We start from the raw sequence: 15,641 nt of genomic DNA, 5'->3' as shown, positions 1-15,641 counted from the left end.
TTACTGCCGCCTCCGGTAGACGATGAGCCCGACGGTCCCGACCACGAGTGCCGCGACGAAAATGACGGGCAGCGGGAGGCCTCCGCCTTCACTCGGCGTCACGGTGATCGGCACCCGGTAGGTGTCCGAGAGCTGGCTGTCACCGTCGGCGTCGTCATACCGGAAGTCAAGCGAGATGGGGTACGTACTGCCGGGGGTTGCGGAACCCGTCGTAGTCAGGTCGAACGTCATCGTCGTCGACTCGCCCGCGTCAAGTGACTGGGCGTACCCGGTGTCAGTGTCACCGGTTTCGAGCGGGTCGTTGGCGAACAGTCGCGCCTCAAGATCGCTTGCGGGCTCACCGAGATTGTTCGTGACAGTCACCTCGATCGTTCGAGAACCGTCGGCTTCGATCGTCTGATTTTCGATCGCGACGGAGAAGCTGTCCCGTTCTGGGGCAACCTCGGCGTTGACCGCAACTTCATTGTACACCCGGGCTTCGCCGCCGTCATTGCGGTACTGGACGGCGAAGTCGACAGTACGGAGTCCTGACTCGGCCTCACCACCGACTGAAATCGGCAGGGTGAACGCCGTCGACTCACCTGCATCGAGCGATCCGACAGCAGCTGACTGCTCAATCGGGATGATGTTGCCAGTACTGCCCGCGTACTGAATGACGACGTTGTCTGCCGCGACGGGACCGGTATTAACGACCGTACCGGTTATCTCCCCGTCTTCGCCCACGCGCAGTGTCGACTCAACGTCTTCGAGCGCGAATGTTTGTTCGCCGAGCGGTGTCACGCCCGCCGAGAGCCCCTGGTCAACGTGGGGGATCCCGTCGGGAGTATCGAACGACACCTGCCCGGAGATGGCGTACTGACGGGTTGGTGCGGTCGATGTGAACGAGGCATCGTACGGGATTGTGACAGTTTCGCCCGGCGAGATCGATCCAACGCGGGCCGCATCCGAGGCGCGCTGACCTAGCGCTAAGCCAGCACTCGACGATTCGAGCGCGACGGTTGCGTCGTACGCAGCCGTCGCGCCGATGTTTTTGAGTGTTGCCTCGAGTGTGCCGCGGTCACCGACCTGCGCGTCAGTCGTGACATCGACGATTTTGAAACGAGGGTCGTCAGTCACTTCGACGTCGACGTGGAGCGTTGTTGTTGCCTCTTTGTCGTAGCTCACACCGGCGCTCAGCTGGGACGTGTATGAATATTCTACGTCGATTTCAAGTTCATAATTACCGGCTTCAGTCCCGTTCGGGACAGATACCGCCAGTGGCACGTCACGCGGCCGGTTTTCAGTTACCGCTCCGAGGGCGAGGGTGCCGGTTTCGACTTTGAGTGGTGAGTTATCAGCCTCCGCGGTAAGCCGAACATTGCGAGCGGTCGTAACCGCATCACGGTTTTGCGGCGTACCGATGTCGACCTTACCGTCATTGATCAACTGAAGTGTCACCTGATTCGTACGCCCTGGGGTAACCTCTGGCCGTGCGAGGGCTACAGATAGGTCCGGTGAGCCGCGGACGAGAGTTGCTGTTTGTGGGAACGGCGCATCCGAGCCCGTGCCAGAAATATCCATGGTTGATGTCTCACCGGACGAGCCACCAACTGCCCCTGCTCCGGCAGTGGCACCGACTGTCCCACTAGTCACCAGCAGAAATGTTATACAAACAGTAACGATCGAACGCCGGTTCATGTAGACCGCCTCCGGGTGGGGCGGACAGCGACCGTCCAAGGCACGGATACACCGGTCGCATTGGTACGTCTGTTGGCAGTTAGCTCTGTGAGATCCGTCATTTGGTGTACGTCGTTAGAGGGGGCCACAAATTGATAAACATTTTGTTCTTGGGTTTCTAAAGGCCAGTCGATGGAGTCAAGTGAATCAGTAAGAGGCGTCAACAGGAAAGAAAATGAGCCGATTTAGTGAGCAAGACAGAGAGCGGATCCGGTCGCAGTTGATTGAAGCCGGCCAGGAGTCGTTCGCGCGGTTCGGATTTGAGCGGACCCGTATCAGCGACCTCACAGCTGAAGCTGAGATTGGGACGAGTACATTTTATCAGTTCTTTGACTCGAAAGAGGAGTTGTATGTGAAGGTACTCCTCATAGAGCGGCGGCGTCTTGAAGAGAACATTGCGGACGCTGTCAAAACAGGGGAAACCCCACGAGACGAGGTCCGACTATTTCTCCAAACTATGTTAGACGAGATTCAATCAAATCCACTAATTTCTGCGTTGCTAGTTGACGGTGAGTTACGGACACTTCAGGACCAACTCGAACAGTTAGAGGCTGACGGGAAGTTTGACGGCGAACAACCCGGTGGCCCGAATTTGCCGTTTACTGAGCGGTGGGCGGCACTTGAGACGTTCCGGTATGATGATCGAGATCTTATCGAGCAGTTATTCATCTCACTGGTGTTTACTGTTCGGGCACAAAGCGCACCAGTCGGAGCGGAAAGTGGTGTTGAGTATGAGCAAGTACAGGGTGCGCTGATTGAGACGGTTGTTGATGGATTGTTTGTGGAGTCGTAGAAATATCGCAAAACTCCAAAGACAGTTGGCCTCTCCTTCGCGTGTGCGATTCTAGCCGCAAGTATTCGCCGTGCTTCGATAGAGACTGGGGATATAGGAGCCCGTCATCTTGACATCCTCCTCCGCGTGAATGCTAAAAAATCCTGAGCGGTGGGGGGTTCAGGTCTACGCCCCAATCAGTTGACTTCCAGACCTTTCGGGCACGGGTAGACCCATGATGTTGGAATGGTGGAGTGCTGGTCATGCCAAGTGGCCGTTATCATCCTTCACCGTGTATGGCGTCCCAACATGTTGTTTTGCCATGGAGACGCCAGCAGGCATCACCGGAGCTGGAGGTATCGCATCGCGTGCTTTGAGCAGGTAGCAGAGACAGGCCCGTCAAGGATGTAGCGTTCTCCGACTGCCCTTTCAGATGCTGTCTCGTTATAAATCGCAAGGAGAATACCCGCGCCTTTAGCCGCGGGATGAATCCGACAACCCATTCAACAATCCACCGCCGATGGCAAGGCCGGATATTCCACGCTCTCAGCCGAACCTTTACAAGAAAAGCTCGTATAATAGGTTATACAGGCGTTCAGAATGCTGTAGGTCCACCGCACTCACCGCGCCAAAATTCTCAACCACAATCAAGTGGCTGAGATACTCGACCGGCACGGGTGGAGCGCCAGCAAACTCTGGAACGTCGCCAACTACCACTCCCGAGAAGTCTGGGAAGAAACCGGGGAGATTCCCGATCACGGCGACCTCAAAGACGAGTTGAAGACTCACAACAAGTACAAGGGGATACATTCGCAGTCCAGTCAGCGCGTTCTGGAGGAACTCGCTGAAGCCTTCAACTCGTGGTACGAAAAGAGGAAGTCCGACGACAGGGCGAATCCGCCCGGCTACCGCAAGCGCAACTACTACGATACCGACGGCAACCGCGTCCACGAAGAACACCCGCGTAGCACAGTGACGTGGAAGCAGAACGGCATCCGCCACGACACCAAGAACAATCGAGTGCGACTCTCGAAGGGCGCGAACTACAAGGAACACCCCCGAGCGCGGGAATACATCCTTGTTGAATACGAAACGCGCCCCGGCGTCACCGTCGAGAATCTTCAACAGGTTCGCGCCGTCTACGACCAAGCGAAGGGGCGGTGGGAACTCCACCTCGTCTGTACAGACGAGATCGAGACTCCCGCTGCTCCGGGTACCGAGACAGCGGGCATCGACCTCGGCATCAGCAACTTCGCCGCTGTCGCCTACAGTACCGAGGCCGCTGACCTGTACCCCGGAACCCGTCTGAAACAGGACGGGTACTACTTCCCGAAGGAAATTGCCAAGTGCGACGACAGCGGTGGTGAACGAGCTACACGTCTCCATGCGAAGTGGTCGGAACGCCGCACCCACTTCTTCCACGGTCTCGCCAAACACGTCGTCCAACGATGTATCGAGAAGGGTGTTGGCCGTATCAATGTCGGTAACTTGGAAGGCGTCCGTGAGGACGAGAACGGCAACTCGAAAAACTGGGGCAGGCACGGCAACCTCGATCTACACGGGTGGGCATTCGACCGCTTCACCAACATCCTCGAATACAAAGCGAAGGTCGAGGGGATCGAAGTTGTGGAAGTAGACGAGAGTGCCACGAGCAAGACGTGTTGTATGTGTGGGAGAGAGGAGGACAGCCAGCGCGTCGAGCGTGGCCTGTACGTCTGCGAGGAGTGCGATGCGGCGTTCAACGCGGACGTGAACGGAGCGGAGAACATCCGACTCAATATCAACGAGAAAAGTAACTCCGAGTCTCCCGGACAGTCGTTCGGAGATAGGAGTACCGGCTGGTTGGCACAGCCCGCAGTCCACCTATACGACTTGTCCAGCGGATTCCAACCGCAGGAACAAGTGGTAGACTGTAAACCCTAATATCCCAAATGCGGTCGGGATTCCTCCGCGTTCACGCGGAGGAGGATGTCAAGTTGGGCGGACAGGCCGTGATTCGAAAGTTGAAGACCTTCGTCGTCACAAGAGAGCAAAGCTCTCTCAAACGACCTCTGAAGGATAACTCGGAACCCATCCCCTTCCGATCTGTTCCTACCGGCGTATAGGGCGGTCAAGGCCACAGGGATGGCTGGTGCTGTCGGCTAGTGTGTTGCGTAATAAAGAAAGACCGCGTGTGAGTCGGCCCGTGAGGGCCGATAGTTTAGCGACTGCGAGCCGCGACCGTAGCAGCGACGTTAGTCGTTGCGGCGGGTCGCGAGCAGCGCAGCGGCGATGAGCGCGACGAGCGCGACGATGGCACCGAAGCCAGGCGTCTCGCTGTCGGAGGAGCCGTCGGATCCGTCACTACCGTCAGACCCGTCGGAGCCGTCCGAACCGTCGCTGCCGTCGGAGCCGTCGGACCCGTCACTACCGTCGGAGCCGTCGGACCCGTCACTACCGTCGGACCCGTCACTACCGTCGGACCCGTCGCCACCCTCTTCGAGGGTGAGCGTGGCAGTCTGGCTGTCGTCGTTGGTGAAGACGCCGTGCTCGTAGTCACCCGCGTCAAGCCCGGACGTATCGATGCCCGTGAACTCAACGGTGGTGGACTCGCCGCCACCGAGGGTGACTTCCTGGCTGTCGACCGCGTCACCGCCAACGCGGAACTCGACAGTCTGGGTCGCCTCGGATTCGCCGGTGTTCTCGACCGTCGCAGAGACGGTCAGCGAGTCACCGACGGTTGCGGTCACGTCCTGCGGGTTCAGGTCAGAGACCGTGAACGCCGCAGCCGTGTCAACCTCTTCAACAATCACTGCGTCGGAGTCCGCGATCGAACTTCCTTCAACGCGGAAGTCAACCGTCGCGGTGTCGTTTAGCGAAGCAGCGCTGAGGTCGAGTTCGGCTTCGAACGTACCGTCCTCACTAACCTCGAAGTCCTCAGACGTCTCGACGAACGACGGCGAGACATCGGAGGTGGACTGGACGCGAACGCTCACTTCAGTGCCGGGCGCAACGTTGGTCGTGCCCGTCACCGTGGCCGACTCGGTGTTGGTGATCTCAACTTCGTCGTTGTCGTTGACGTTGTCGAACGAGGCCTCGCGGTCGGCGAGGTTGAAGTCAGCCGAGGCCGACTCCGTGTTGTCCTCACCAGCCGCGAAGTACGGGAAGGCGGCCACGTTGGGGTTGCCGTCAGCGCCACCACGCGCATCGGTGTCCGGGTCAATGAAGTTGAACTGTTCTTCGTCGTCGGCTTCGTATTCGATTTCAGCCGTGAAGTCCGTGTCATCGTCGACCGACTGCGAGAACGCGGAATCGTCCTCACTCGTGTCGACCACGATGAACATCTGACCGGACTCCTGATCAACGAAGACCGAGATGACATCCTGGTTTGCGCTGAAGTCGAGCGACGTCGGGTCCTGATTACCCGTCGCGTCGTCCGCTTCAACTTCGATGTTCACACCCTCGCCCGTCCGGTCGTCAAGATCGCTGAGCGTGGATGCACTGAATCCGTCATCGAGCGCGTCGAAGCCGTTGGAGTCTAATGCCACCATGTGGCCGTAGATGCCTGTGGCTTCCGCCTGGATGACGAGCTGGTCGTCAAGCGCGATGTCCGAATCCTGCGACACCTTGTTCAGCAGCTCGGTGACGTTCGACGTCTCGTCAGCCGGGTTGGCGGGTGCCGTCCACGTCTGGACGTTCTCGACACCAGGCTGCGTGAGGTCGAGCGTCGCCAGACCGATTTCATCGTCCAGCTCGGACTCCTCGTCCTCGTTGACGATGAAGTTGTTGTTCCCGTTCACAGCGACCTCGTACGTGGTCGGCTGAAGCGGACGGGTTAGCTGGTCGAACGGAGTTTCGCTGCTCTCGATCTGATCGATAGCAACGAGGTACTGCTTGAAGCTGTCAGGGCTGAGCGACGTGTCGGTGTCCTCGTCGTAGTACTCGGGCGTGTTGCCAGACGCAACGGAGCCGTACAGTTCACTTTGGACGATGTCGTCCTCAGTGTTGTAGACAACCTCTTCGTTGACGTCGGTCCCAAGCGTACGCGTGTTGACCTCGAAAGTCACTTCGTTGTCATCGTCGTCGTCCTCAATGTAGAGGACGTCAACGAATCCGGAGTCCTCACTGCCGATCTGGACCCAAGCGTTTTCTGTGTCCTCGAGTTCAATCGTCATCTCGACGATGTCACCAGCTGTCTGGGAGTAGACGGACTCACTGAAGCTGGCAGACCGGTCGAGTTCACCGACGGAGATGCTCTGTGCGTCAGACGCCTCCGTGTCAGTCACGTTGAACTCGAAGTCGTAGTCACCAGTATCGATGCCGTCGAAGTCGACAACTTCTTCAGCGTCCTGGTGCCGAACGAGGACAATCTTCTGATCGGAGTTCTCGTCGTCGGGCTGGTAGAGACCGACTCGGAAGTCACCGTTCGAGTAGAAGTTACTCGTACTGTCGAGGTCGTCGACGCTGATCCGGGACGGAGCATCGGCGCTGAAGTTTGCACCATCGCCGGAGAAGATGTTGAACAGGTCCTCGTCCTCAAGACCGTCAGCAGTCACGTTGACACTGTAGGTCCCACGGTCCGAGGAGATATCGAGGTCAGTCTCCGCGTTGGAGCCCTCGTCAGTCACTGAGCTGTCGTCGAACTCAGCGCTAAGCGACTGGGTCGTGACCTCGAAGGTATCCGACTGGTCCGGGCTGTTCGGGAGGTCGCCCGCACCGCGCACGAAGTAGTCACCGGACGAAAGGTCGTCCGTGTCAATTTCGACGGCTAGGCCGGAGCCAAGACCGTATTCACTGGCCTGCTCAACGGTTAGCTGTTCAACCTGTGAACTGGTGTCAACCGCTCCACTGTCGAAGCTGTCTACCTCCCGGAGGTTGACCGTGTCACCGACGCTTGCCGCATCGATGTCACCACCGGTCACGTAGACGTTTTGTCCTTGATAAACGATATCGACTGAAGTGCCAGCATCGTCAACATACTGGCCGTTAAGCGGAGCTGCCGCAACGGGAGCCGCTGCGAAGCCCGCAGCGAACATGGATACGACCATGATCGCCGCGAAAAAGACCGCGTTGGCCTTTCCGCGATAGTTTGTGTTTTCTGTCATTGTTGTTGTGTTGTTTCGGCGCGACAACCGTGCTTTGTCTCCATCTGGGTCGCCTGTTCGTCAGTTACCAACACCACGTCGGTGGCGCGACCAGACTTGACGGAGGTTACTCGCATTGGTGTCGCATTGGGATGGGGTAGGGTCTGCGACTCAGGCTTGTGGCGGTTGTTATATATGCTTTGTGGGACTGAGAATCCATGATAACAGTTCGCAAGGCAGATAGCGGGCTTCTTGCGGCCATTTTCAAGATCAGCGATTGTCGGTAGGCTTCTGATCAGGGTTATAAATCAGATGTATAGCTTTGACACTCTCTCCGCGCTAAACGCGGGGATCCCCCACGGGGATTCACGCGTTTTGTCGGCGGAAAAGATATCAACCAACAGAAACTGCTGTCTGATTACCCGCAAGGATGTCGCGATCAGTAATCGTGACCGTAGAATTTCCAACTTGGTAGGTACCGGGGTAAGCAACCCGGACCGTTGCCGTGCCGTTAACAACCGCTGCAGTCCGGGAGTACTCGTAATTGATGCCGTCAAGATCCACGGTCGTGGCTGCCGTTACTGACTGTGTGGATGGGTTTGTAACCTGAATGCTGGCACCAGGAACAAGTGCGAAGGTTCGAACACCATTGTCGGTGTGAAGCAGCTGGTATCGGCCGACAGCGTTTGTCCCGTTGGCCCCTACACCAAGGCCTTCGTACAGCGCCGTATACGTCGTATTTCCTACGGCCTCACGATCCTGTTCTGTGATCACGACGTAGCCAACACGCGAGTGGTGTTGCTTGTACCACTTATCCGGGTTGGCTGTCGCAAGAAACTCATCATGAATACGTCGTGCGTATCCATAGCTCCGCGATTCGCCGCTCACAAAGTAATTGTACATTCTGTTGTCGTCCCATTGGCTCAACACAAAGTTTTGTGGATACTCTCGGGCAGTCTCGTTTGCGTGCGCGCTGACTTCAACAGCAGCGTCAAACTGCGCACGGTCATACGTTGTTTGCCCGACGAGCGATGGGACAAGCACGAGGTTAAACAGTAACACAACGATGATTGCGCCAACAAGATAGCCTCGTTTACCCCGTTCGGCTGGCAACTGAAGCGATGTAATCGATGCCGAGGCTTGGGCAGTATCATCGCGTGAGTTGGTAGCAGAGTTGAGACTGCTGTCAGCAAGGCTACGAGCGACACCAGCAGCAGAATCTACACCCTGCTGTTCAGGCGGGTCAAGTACCGCAACCGGTCGTGTGAGGTCAATTAAGGAAAGCAAATAGATAAGACCGATTCCGGCAAACGGCGCAATGACGATGGCTAATTGGCCAGCAAAGCGCACCTGGATCGTCGCGAGTAACACATAGTACCACGCAAAGCAAACGAGTACGAGCCAGCCAGGCTCATACCGACGAGTAAGCACCCAGGTAAGGATCGCAAGCACAACGATCGCGAAATAAAACCCAAGCCCGAGTTGGAACAGAGGCCCAAGCACCACAGCAAAGTCTGGGTTAAACAGCGAGACTGTCTCAGAGATCCCTCCGCGACCGAACAGATCGTTGGCGCGGGTTCGAATACGGCTGATGGCGTCGGGACGGGCGAGTACGTAGCCAGCAAGCCCACCGATCGCGACAACAACATTGACCACACCAAGTCCAGCCGGCCGCAGCGCGAGGCGACGCCAGAGTGTGCCAAGACAAACCACAACAACCCCACCAGCGGCCACGAGAACAGGGGTGACTGCGGCAAGTGATTCATGCCAGCCAAGTGTAAGGTGGGCGGTGAGCGCTCCCCCGGCACCAAGCCCGAGACCGGCAAGCAGCGGGAGATTAGCAGAAACCGGCGGCACGTCGTGGCGGACATCAAGCACAACACGAATTCCTACAACCGCCGCCACCGGAATGAACGTAAGCGGAGAGCCTCCCCAAGTGTGAGCAGAGGCGGCGACAGCGATTGCGAGACCAGTTGCGACCACCCACATCGTTGGGTCGCGAGCATGTGCCTTTGCGGCGGCGGTTGTGTCGGTTGTGGCCCGACGCCGTGGAAGGTCGCTTCCGAGTATGGTGAGAGTCGTGACAAGCAGACCGAGCCAGAGATACTGATGTGCTTGATGGTCGAGAAAACCAACTGACGTGTACACCACGTTGGCGGGAGCAAGGCCATAGAAGACCACTGCTGCGAGTGCAACTCGGATGTCGATAGTGAGGGTGGTGGTAACGCGGTAAACAAGATACCCCACACAGATAGAGGACAAAACCGGCAACCACGCAGCGACTGTCGGTGCGGCATCGACTCCGCCGAGCAGGGCTGTCAGCCACCAATTTGTTGCGTGCGCAAGCGGGCGAGCGCTGGCAGCACCACCCATGTCGGCAAACAACCCAAAATCAAAAATGCCACTAGCACGCGCCGCAAGTTGTTCCTGCCAGTATCGGAAAAAGTACGTGTCGTTGGATGGTGACACGACGAATCCATCACGGAACACGGCGGGTGCAGCCACAAGTCGTGCCGCCGCTACGACGACAAGAGTGCCAGCAAGCGCGAGCGCGGTCACTGGGTCGGGCACGAAGGAAGCAATCACACCCAAAGGAGCAGCTGACTCGGTCGCGTCAGGTGAGGTAGATTTCTGTGGAGGCGGAGAGACTTCGGAGTCTGGTGAGGTCGTGCTTACCTGAGAGTCAGTCGTCGTCGTGAGGACGGATCGAATCGCGGTAGGATGAACCAGCCGGTAGCCACCATCGACACTAGTCGCGATGTCACGGGCAACGAGTTCTCCAAACTGGCCGGAGTCAAGTTCGATTTCATCAAAGGTCCACGGCTCTCCCTGGGCATTACGCTCAACAAGCGCTACAAGCGCTTCTTCAGCATCGGGGTGGTCATCGAGGAACGCACGGGTAGCCGCAGTCGTGTCCTCGGGCGAGGGCATTGTTCCTTCTCTGTGTGGGGGTACCGATTACCGTTTCGGTTGGTGTGGCGCCTACATTAGAATGCCACTGTGAGTGCGAAGGGTGACCACAGGGGTGTATCAAAGGCTATTTTACATGGGTTCAATGTCGTGTGCAGATTGCTCCCACTGGTGCTGGAACTCGTTCGGCGATACTTCAACAAGATTGTTTGAGTTCAGACTCGACGTATGACACGACGGACGCATGCGCTGTTGTGGCTACGCCCTCTCTGTCGGTTGTGTGGCGATTACTTATTACACCGTTTATTACCGCAAGAAGATGTTCTGAGACCTGTGACACTTCAACATCACAAAATACGCCCTTCTGGATGCCCCGTGCGATAATGTCCTGAATAGTTGCGGCTAGGCGCTGATCGATCCGCGTGAACTGGGCCCGAATTTTCTGGTCCGTGACTGCTTGTGACCGAAAACAAACAAGCACAGCCTGTAACTGGAACTCTTCGGCGGGATCTGACGTAAGTAGTCGTTCAAGGAAGTGGTTGAGCTTTTTTGTAGGGCCACGGTTTGGGTGGGTTTCAATGCGCGACAGGAACGTATCGACAGCAAAGTCGAGAAGCGCGCTAAGCAGGTCCATTTTTGTATCATAGTGGTGGTATATTACTGATTTGGACTTATCAAGCTCATCGCCGATGCGGGTGACAGAAAGGTCGGCGTAGCCGTGCTTGAGTAGTGCGTCATACGTCGCTTTCAGAATTTCTATCTCGACAGAGCTCCGGTTCGTTTTGGATGTGTCACACCTCATTCTTCTGGAGAGTCTACCGTGTTAGCATTCACTTCAACATCACCAAAGTCAAACGCATTGCGTGCTGTGTCGGTATCTGAACGCGACTGCGCAGATCGGTGATCGGTGCCTGACGACGTATCGGGGCGTTCAGCCTGTGGTGGGGATGCCGTAGCCTCATTTGTGTCGGAACCAGGTTGGGCAGCAACCGCTCGCTGTTGGAGTTGATCAATTCGTGGAACGGAAGTCACGTTCGAGAGGACAACGGTTGCTGTGAGTTCTGTACTGTGGTGAACGGGCTCGTCGCCGGCCAGAACCTCAACTGTCTCTGTTTCCTCTTCGAGAAGATATCGACCGGTCTCGAACCCCTTCCGGGAGATTGTATCTGGCGGACCGGTGAGAATAAGCAGAACGCGGTCCGCAGAGGTAATCTCACAAGGTAGCGTCAGTTTCGACTGTAGGGCTTGGCCAATCAGTGTCTTGATCTGTGATGCGTCGACCGGCGTGGCGGCAGCCGATGAAGAACGGCGAAGTAGCCGAAGTACTCGAGTCAAAACGCCGCTAGTTTCAGCGTCGATCGGCGTCGTCGCACGGCCGACTGTCGTTACCCCACCAAGATCAAGCGTGCGTGTGATATCCGCAGGATCAACGCGAATTTCGGACGAAGACGTAGTCGCGCGCTCGCCAACACCGAATACGCTGAAGAGTCGCTCTACAGTCATGGTGTTGGTCGACGAGTAGCAGTCCATGACGGTGTCTTCATTTTGACACCAAGCCTCATTGTCGACAAGAAAGACAGAGTCTGCGCGTGGAACGAGTGTTTGGAGACCGCGGGCGGCAGTCAGAGCTCGCTGAGGCGGCTCTGTGGCAGCCGGGAGAACACCAAGCGCGTACACGGGTGTTTCATGGATAGCTGTGAGTTCATCTAGAAGAACGCTTCCAACTCCGGACGCAGTCCCACCGCCGAGTCCAGCCACGAGTAGTGTCGCTGCCACCTCTGTTTCATCAATCCGGTCGAGTGCACGACGGATTTCTGGGCGGTCAGCCATTGCCACTTGTGCGCCGACATCAGGGTCACCACCGACGCCATACTCGTTGGGCCCGGACTGGGTGCCATCGGAACGTTCTGAGGTGTCAGAAGGTGTGCCCTGATGACTCTCGGACTCAACGGTGTCCGAGTGTGTCGACGGCGTATCGCGAGAGCAAGTGCTTTGCTCACGGCGGGCAGTCGTTGTACTCGTATCTCGTCGAAGCACTGCCGGATGGGTGTCACCGAGCAGGACTTGTTGGTCGGTAGATACTGCTGTCGTCTGGCGGAAGGGTTGTGACTCGGTATGGAACGCAAGGACGTTTCCGTTGGTTACTGATCGGCCAGTGCGACGTTCGGTGCGGACGAATCGATCAACGAGTCGCGTGCCACACCCCCCAACGCCAACGAGCGCGAGTTTCATACACCCACGAGCCGCAGTCCACCATGACGACGGGGGCGAGCCGTATCATGACGTAAGGTGGCCAGTTCCCTGTACATCCGGCTAAACAATTGGGTCCAGATCATTATCGTCATCCGTAATCAACGACTGAATCTCCTCTTCGCGGACTGCATCCTGTTGTTGTATCTTATCCTGGGCGTCAACCGCTTGGTTTTGAATCTCATTGATGCGCGGCGTTTCAGTCACGTTGGAGAGCAACACCACGGCCGCAAGCGTCGATGAGTCAGGTCGAGGATCGTCGCCAGCAAGCACATCAACGGTGTCGGCCTCTTGTTCAAGCCACTCGCGAGCGGATTCGACGCCTTTCCGTGAAATAACATCTGGCGGCCCGGCAAAGACAATGAGTGCGCGATCAGCACTCGAGACATCACACGGGACAGTAAGCCGGGAGTTCGTTGCGCGACGAACTAACCCCTTGATTTTTGCGGCATCAGTCGAGTCGCTCTGCGATTCTTCAGGCTGCTTGAAGTTTGCTAACAGTCCTTCTTTTGCGGGCGTAACATCAGTCGACGCATAGCCAATTGAGGAGACACCGCCAGTATCGAGCGTTCGCATAATATCACTCGAGTCCATGGCGTTTTCACCAACCTCTGATTCATCAACCTCACCGGCAGCAAGGAGAGTGACGATGCGTGTTGCGAGCTCTTCGTTCATCTCCTCGTACCCCTGTTCAATCGTCTGTCCGCGGGAACGCCACGCATCATTGTCGAACGCGATGAAGTTGTCGACTTTGTTGACGAATGACTGGAGCGAGCGAGCAGCGTTAAGTGCTGGCCGGCCGCCTTCGTATGTACCCGGCAATACCCCGAGCCCGTACACCGGTTCATCGTACATCTTCTGTAACTCGTCGATGACAACCGGAGCAGCACCACTGCCGGTTCCGCCGCCAAGTCCAGCAGCGACTAAGACGGCGTCAACCTCGTGAATTTCGACATCGTCGAAGACACGTCTGATCTCATCAATATCAGTTTTCGCAACCTCGGCACCGATTTCAGCATCACCACCGACACCATGTCCCCGAGCTTTCTGATGGGTATCGCCGATCAACACGCGGCGCTCTTCATCAAGGTGCTGCGGCTTGGCGAGGTCTGTCCGAGCCGTGTTGATAACAAGCGCGTGTCGGCACAGATTGCGACCTGTCTCGAATTCAAACTCAATCATCTGGTCGATAAGCTTACTGCCGGCGTTACCGACCCCGATCGTTGCAAGCTTCATTAGCGGCCCTCCACTCGGCGGGGTTGGTTGTGTTGCCAGTACGGTCGTGTCTCAACATCTTCCGCGTGAGGCGTTGTGAAACGAATCATCAAGTACCGGATGGTGTGGGTCAGGACGTATTAATTTGCGTCAGACACAATCTATTGGGAACAGCTATTGCGACAACCGTAGCACGGGCCACCAAATCAAAAACTATTCATCAGTCAACCCACAACACTTGAATTGGGACCAAAAGTCCCTGATGGAGCGGGTCCGCGCAGTCCACGTCACGGACCGGTTCTCAGACACGCTGATCTCCAGCCAACACGTCGGCATGCTCAACCACCGACGCATGAAGAGCAACCCAGCGCGAGCCGGCTGACATCCCCGGCTCCGCGTTCTCTGGCGACGTCGTGCTTCTCTGTACAACGGAGGTTCCGCAATGCAAAAAATCAAAAGATATTAACGAGCCAATGTTTACTATACGATTGGGGACGACAGATCCCTAGTGAGAGCGAGGTTGTCCCTTTGTGCATCCCCGTTCTCATGCCATCTCCCCTCCCCCATCCATCCGCCTCCGCCGAGTGAATTACCACGGGTCGGGTGACTCGTGGCTTCCTGTTTCTACGACGCGCTTTGCAGGCACGAGACGGAACGACAATTCGTCGTTCACGTCCGCACCCGAAGGGAGCGCAGTCTCCGCAGGCGTTGATTCGGCCTCTCCCAGACCTACTACCGCATCCACCTCGTAATCCACACCCAACTTGTCCATCCCAAGTTTCTGAACGTTGTACGAGGCGTTCTCGTCCCGGTCAGCCTCGAACCCACAACCCGGACACGAGTGTTCACAAACCCAGAGTGCTTTGTCAGACTCAACGTCACACCGAGCGCACCGCTTTGGTGTTCCTTCTGGTGGAACCGTAACGACGTGACAACCGTTCTTATTCCCGTGACGCTCGAACGTCTTGATGGCCTCACTCCACGACATAGACGCGATGTTCCGCCCATTCGAATCCTGTTCAAGCATCTCGCGAACGTTGAGTTTCTCCAAAAACACGGCGTCGTACTGTGTCGTGTACGAGTGAGCGAGTTTCTCGATGAAGTCCTTGCGTTTGTTCGCCAACCGTTCGTAGGCTTCAGCGAGTTTGACTCGCGCTTTCTCCCAGTTGTTCGAGCCGTGTTGCTTGCGAGATAACGCTCGGTGACGTTTTTCGATTCGCTCACGGTCTTCTGACTCATCCAACGGCGTCACAGCGTTGCCGTCAGAATCGTGGACAAACTTGAGGATGCCAAGGTCGATACCTGCGGTATCTTCAAGGCGGATGTCTTCGACAGCGGGTTTCTCGGGGTGTTCTGGGTCGTGGTCAACAACGACCGACGCATACCACTTTCCTGATTTCTCTTCCTTGAGACGAACTTCTTTGATATTGCCGTCTTCGGGAAGTGGGCGATGGTAGTCCACATCCATCGGGCCAATTTTCGAGAGTTCCAAAGTGGCGTGTTCGGTTCGGCCCGTGTTACTATCCACGTCAAAGCCAGATTGGTTGAACACGATACTGCGGTACTCTCGTGGTGATTTCCACTTGAGTTTCCCAACGTTGTATCCCTTGGACTTGAGTGACTTGAGAACACTCAGGCTAGAAAAGATGCGTCGGACGGCCATCTGCAAGCACTTGGAGTTCACGTTACTCCACGTTGTCCACTGTCGTTTCCAC

Annotated in this window: 8 protein-coding genes and 1 pseudogene; 2 read left to right on the top strand and 7 right to left on the bottom strand. The window is 56.7% G+C overall.

Going from position 1 to position 15,641, the window contains the following annotated elements:
- Positions 1-1,164 (bottom strand): COG1361 S-layer family protein, encoded by a 1,164-nt coding sequence (locus tag EXE48_RS04500; RefSeq protein WP_241991945.1) that lies wholly within the window; start codon positions 1,162-1,164, stop codon positions 1-3.
- A gap of 727 nt (positions 1,165-1,891) precedes the next feature.
- Here EXE48_RS04500 and EXE48_RS04495 point away from each other — a divergent pair.
- The gene (locus EXE48_RS04495; RefSeq protein WP_137710831.1) at positions 1,892-2,509 is read left to right on the top strand and encodes a TetR/AcrR family transcriptional regulator; all 618 of its coding nucleotides are present in this window, start codon (positions 1,892-1,894) and stop codon (positions 2,507-2,509) included.
- Positions 2,510-3,139: 630 nt separating this feature from the next.
- Positions 3,140-4,411, top strand: coding sequence for an RNA-guided endonuclease InsQ/TnpB family protein (locus EXE48_RS04490; protein ID WP_394348036.1), 1,272 nt, complete (start codon positions 3,140-3,142; stop codon positions 4,409-4,411).
- Positions 4,412-4,722: 311 nt separating this feature from the next.
- Here the strand turns inward: EXE48_RS04490 and EXE48_RS19215 are convergent, their stop codons facing one another.
- From EXE48_RS19215 to EXE48_RS04460, 6 genes and pseudogenes are all read right to left on the bottom strand, one after another.
- Positions 4,723-7,572, bottom strand: coding sequence for a BGTF surface domain-containing protein (locus EXE48_RS19215; protein ID WP_274595428.1), 2,850 nt, complete (start codon positions 7,570-7,572; stop codon positions 4,723-4,725).
- Positions 7,573-7,944: 372 nt separating this feature from the next.
- Complete coding sequence (locus EXE48_RS04480) at positions 7,945-10,482, bottom strand: hypothetical protein (RefSeq protein ID WP_137710830.1); 2,538 nt, start codon at positions 10,480-10,482, stop codon at positions 7,945-7,947.
- A gap of 175 nt (positions 10,483-10,657) precedes the next feature.
- Positions 10,658-11,263, bottom strand: a complete 606-nt coding sequence (locus EXE48_RS04475) for a TetR/AcrR family transcriptional regulator (protein WP_137710829.1) — start codon at positions 11,261-11,263, stop codon at positions 10,658-10,660.
- A complete protein-coding gene (locus EXE48_RS04470; protein ID WP_137710828.1) occupies positions 11,260-12,693 on the bottom strand; it encodes a tubulin/FtsZ family protein in 1,434 nt (477 codons plus the stop codon). Before EXE48_RS04470 ends, EXE48_RS04475 begins: the two co-directional genes overlap by 4 nt.
- Positions 12,694-12,774: 81 nt before the next feature.
- Positions 12,775-13,947, bottom strand: coding sequence for a tubulin/FtsZ family protein (locus EXE48_RS04465; RefSeq protein ID WP_137710827.1), 1,173 nt, complete (start codon positions 13,945-13,947; stop codon positions 12,775-12,777).
- A gap of 568 nt (positions 13,948-14,515) precedes the next feature.
- Positions 14,516-15,634, bottom strand: a pseudogene (locus tag EXE48_RS04460) (RNA-guided endonuclease InsQ/TnpB family protein); the annotation flags it as partial.
- Between the last annotated feature and the right edge of the window lie 7 nt (positions 15,635-15,641).

This window comes from Halorubrum sp. ASP1, from assembly GCF_005435135.1.
Classification (GTDB): Archaea; Halobacteriota; Halobacteria; order Halobacteriales; family Haloferacaceae; genus Halorubrum; species Halorubrum tropicale.
The sequence above is the reverse complement of the archived record's forward strand: the minus strand, read 5'-3'. Positions and strand labels throughout refer to the sequence as shown.

Excerpts from the sequence above, each read along its gene's own strand:
- EXE48_RS04495 (WP_137710831.1), top strand. The coding sequence starts at position 1,892 with ATGAGCCGATTTAGTGAGCAAGACAGAGAGCGGATCCGGTCGCAGTTG.
- EXE48_RS04480 (WP_137710830.1), bottom strand. The coding sequence starts at position 10,482 with ATGCCCTCGCCCGAGGACACGACTGCGGCTACCCGTGCGTTCCTCGAT.
- EXE48_RS19215 (WP_274595428.1), bottom strand. The coding sequence starts at position 7,572 with ATGACAGAAAACACAAACTATCGCGGAAAGGCCAACGCGGTCTTTTTC.
- EXE48_RS04465 (WP_137710827.1), bottom strand. The coding sequence starts at position 13,947 with ATGAAGCTTGCAACGATCGGGGTCGGTAACGCCGGCAGTAAGCTTATC.
- EXE48_RS04470 (WP_137710828.1), bottom strand. The coding sequence starts at position 12,693 with ATGAAACTCGCGCTCGTTGGCGTTGGGGGGTGTGGCACGCGACTCGTT.
- EXE48_RS04475 (WP_137710829.1), bottom strand. The coding sequence starts at position 11,263 with ATGAGGTGTGACACATCCAAAACGAACCGGAGCTCTGTCGAGATAGAA.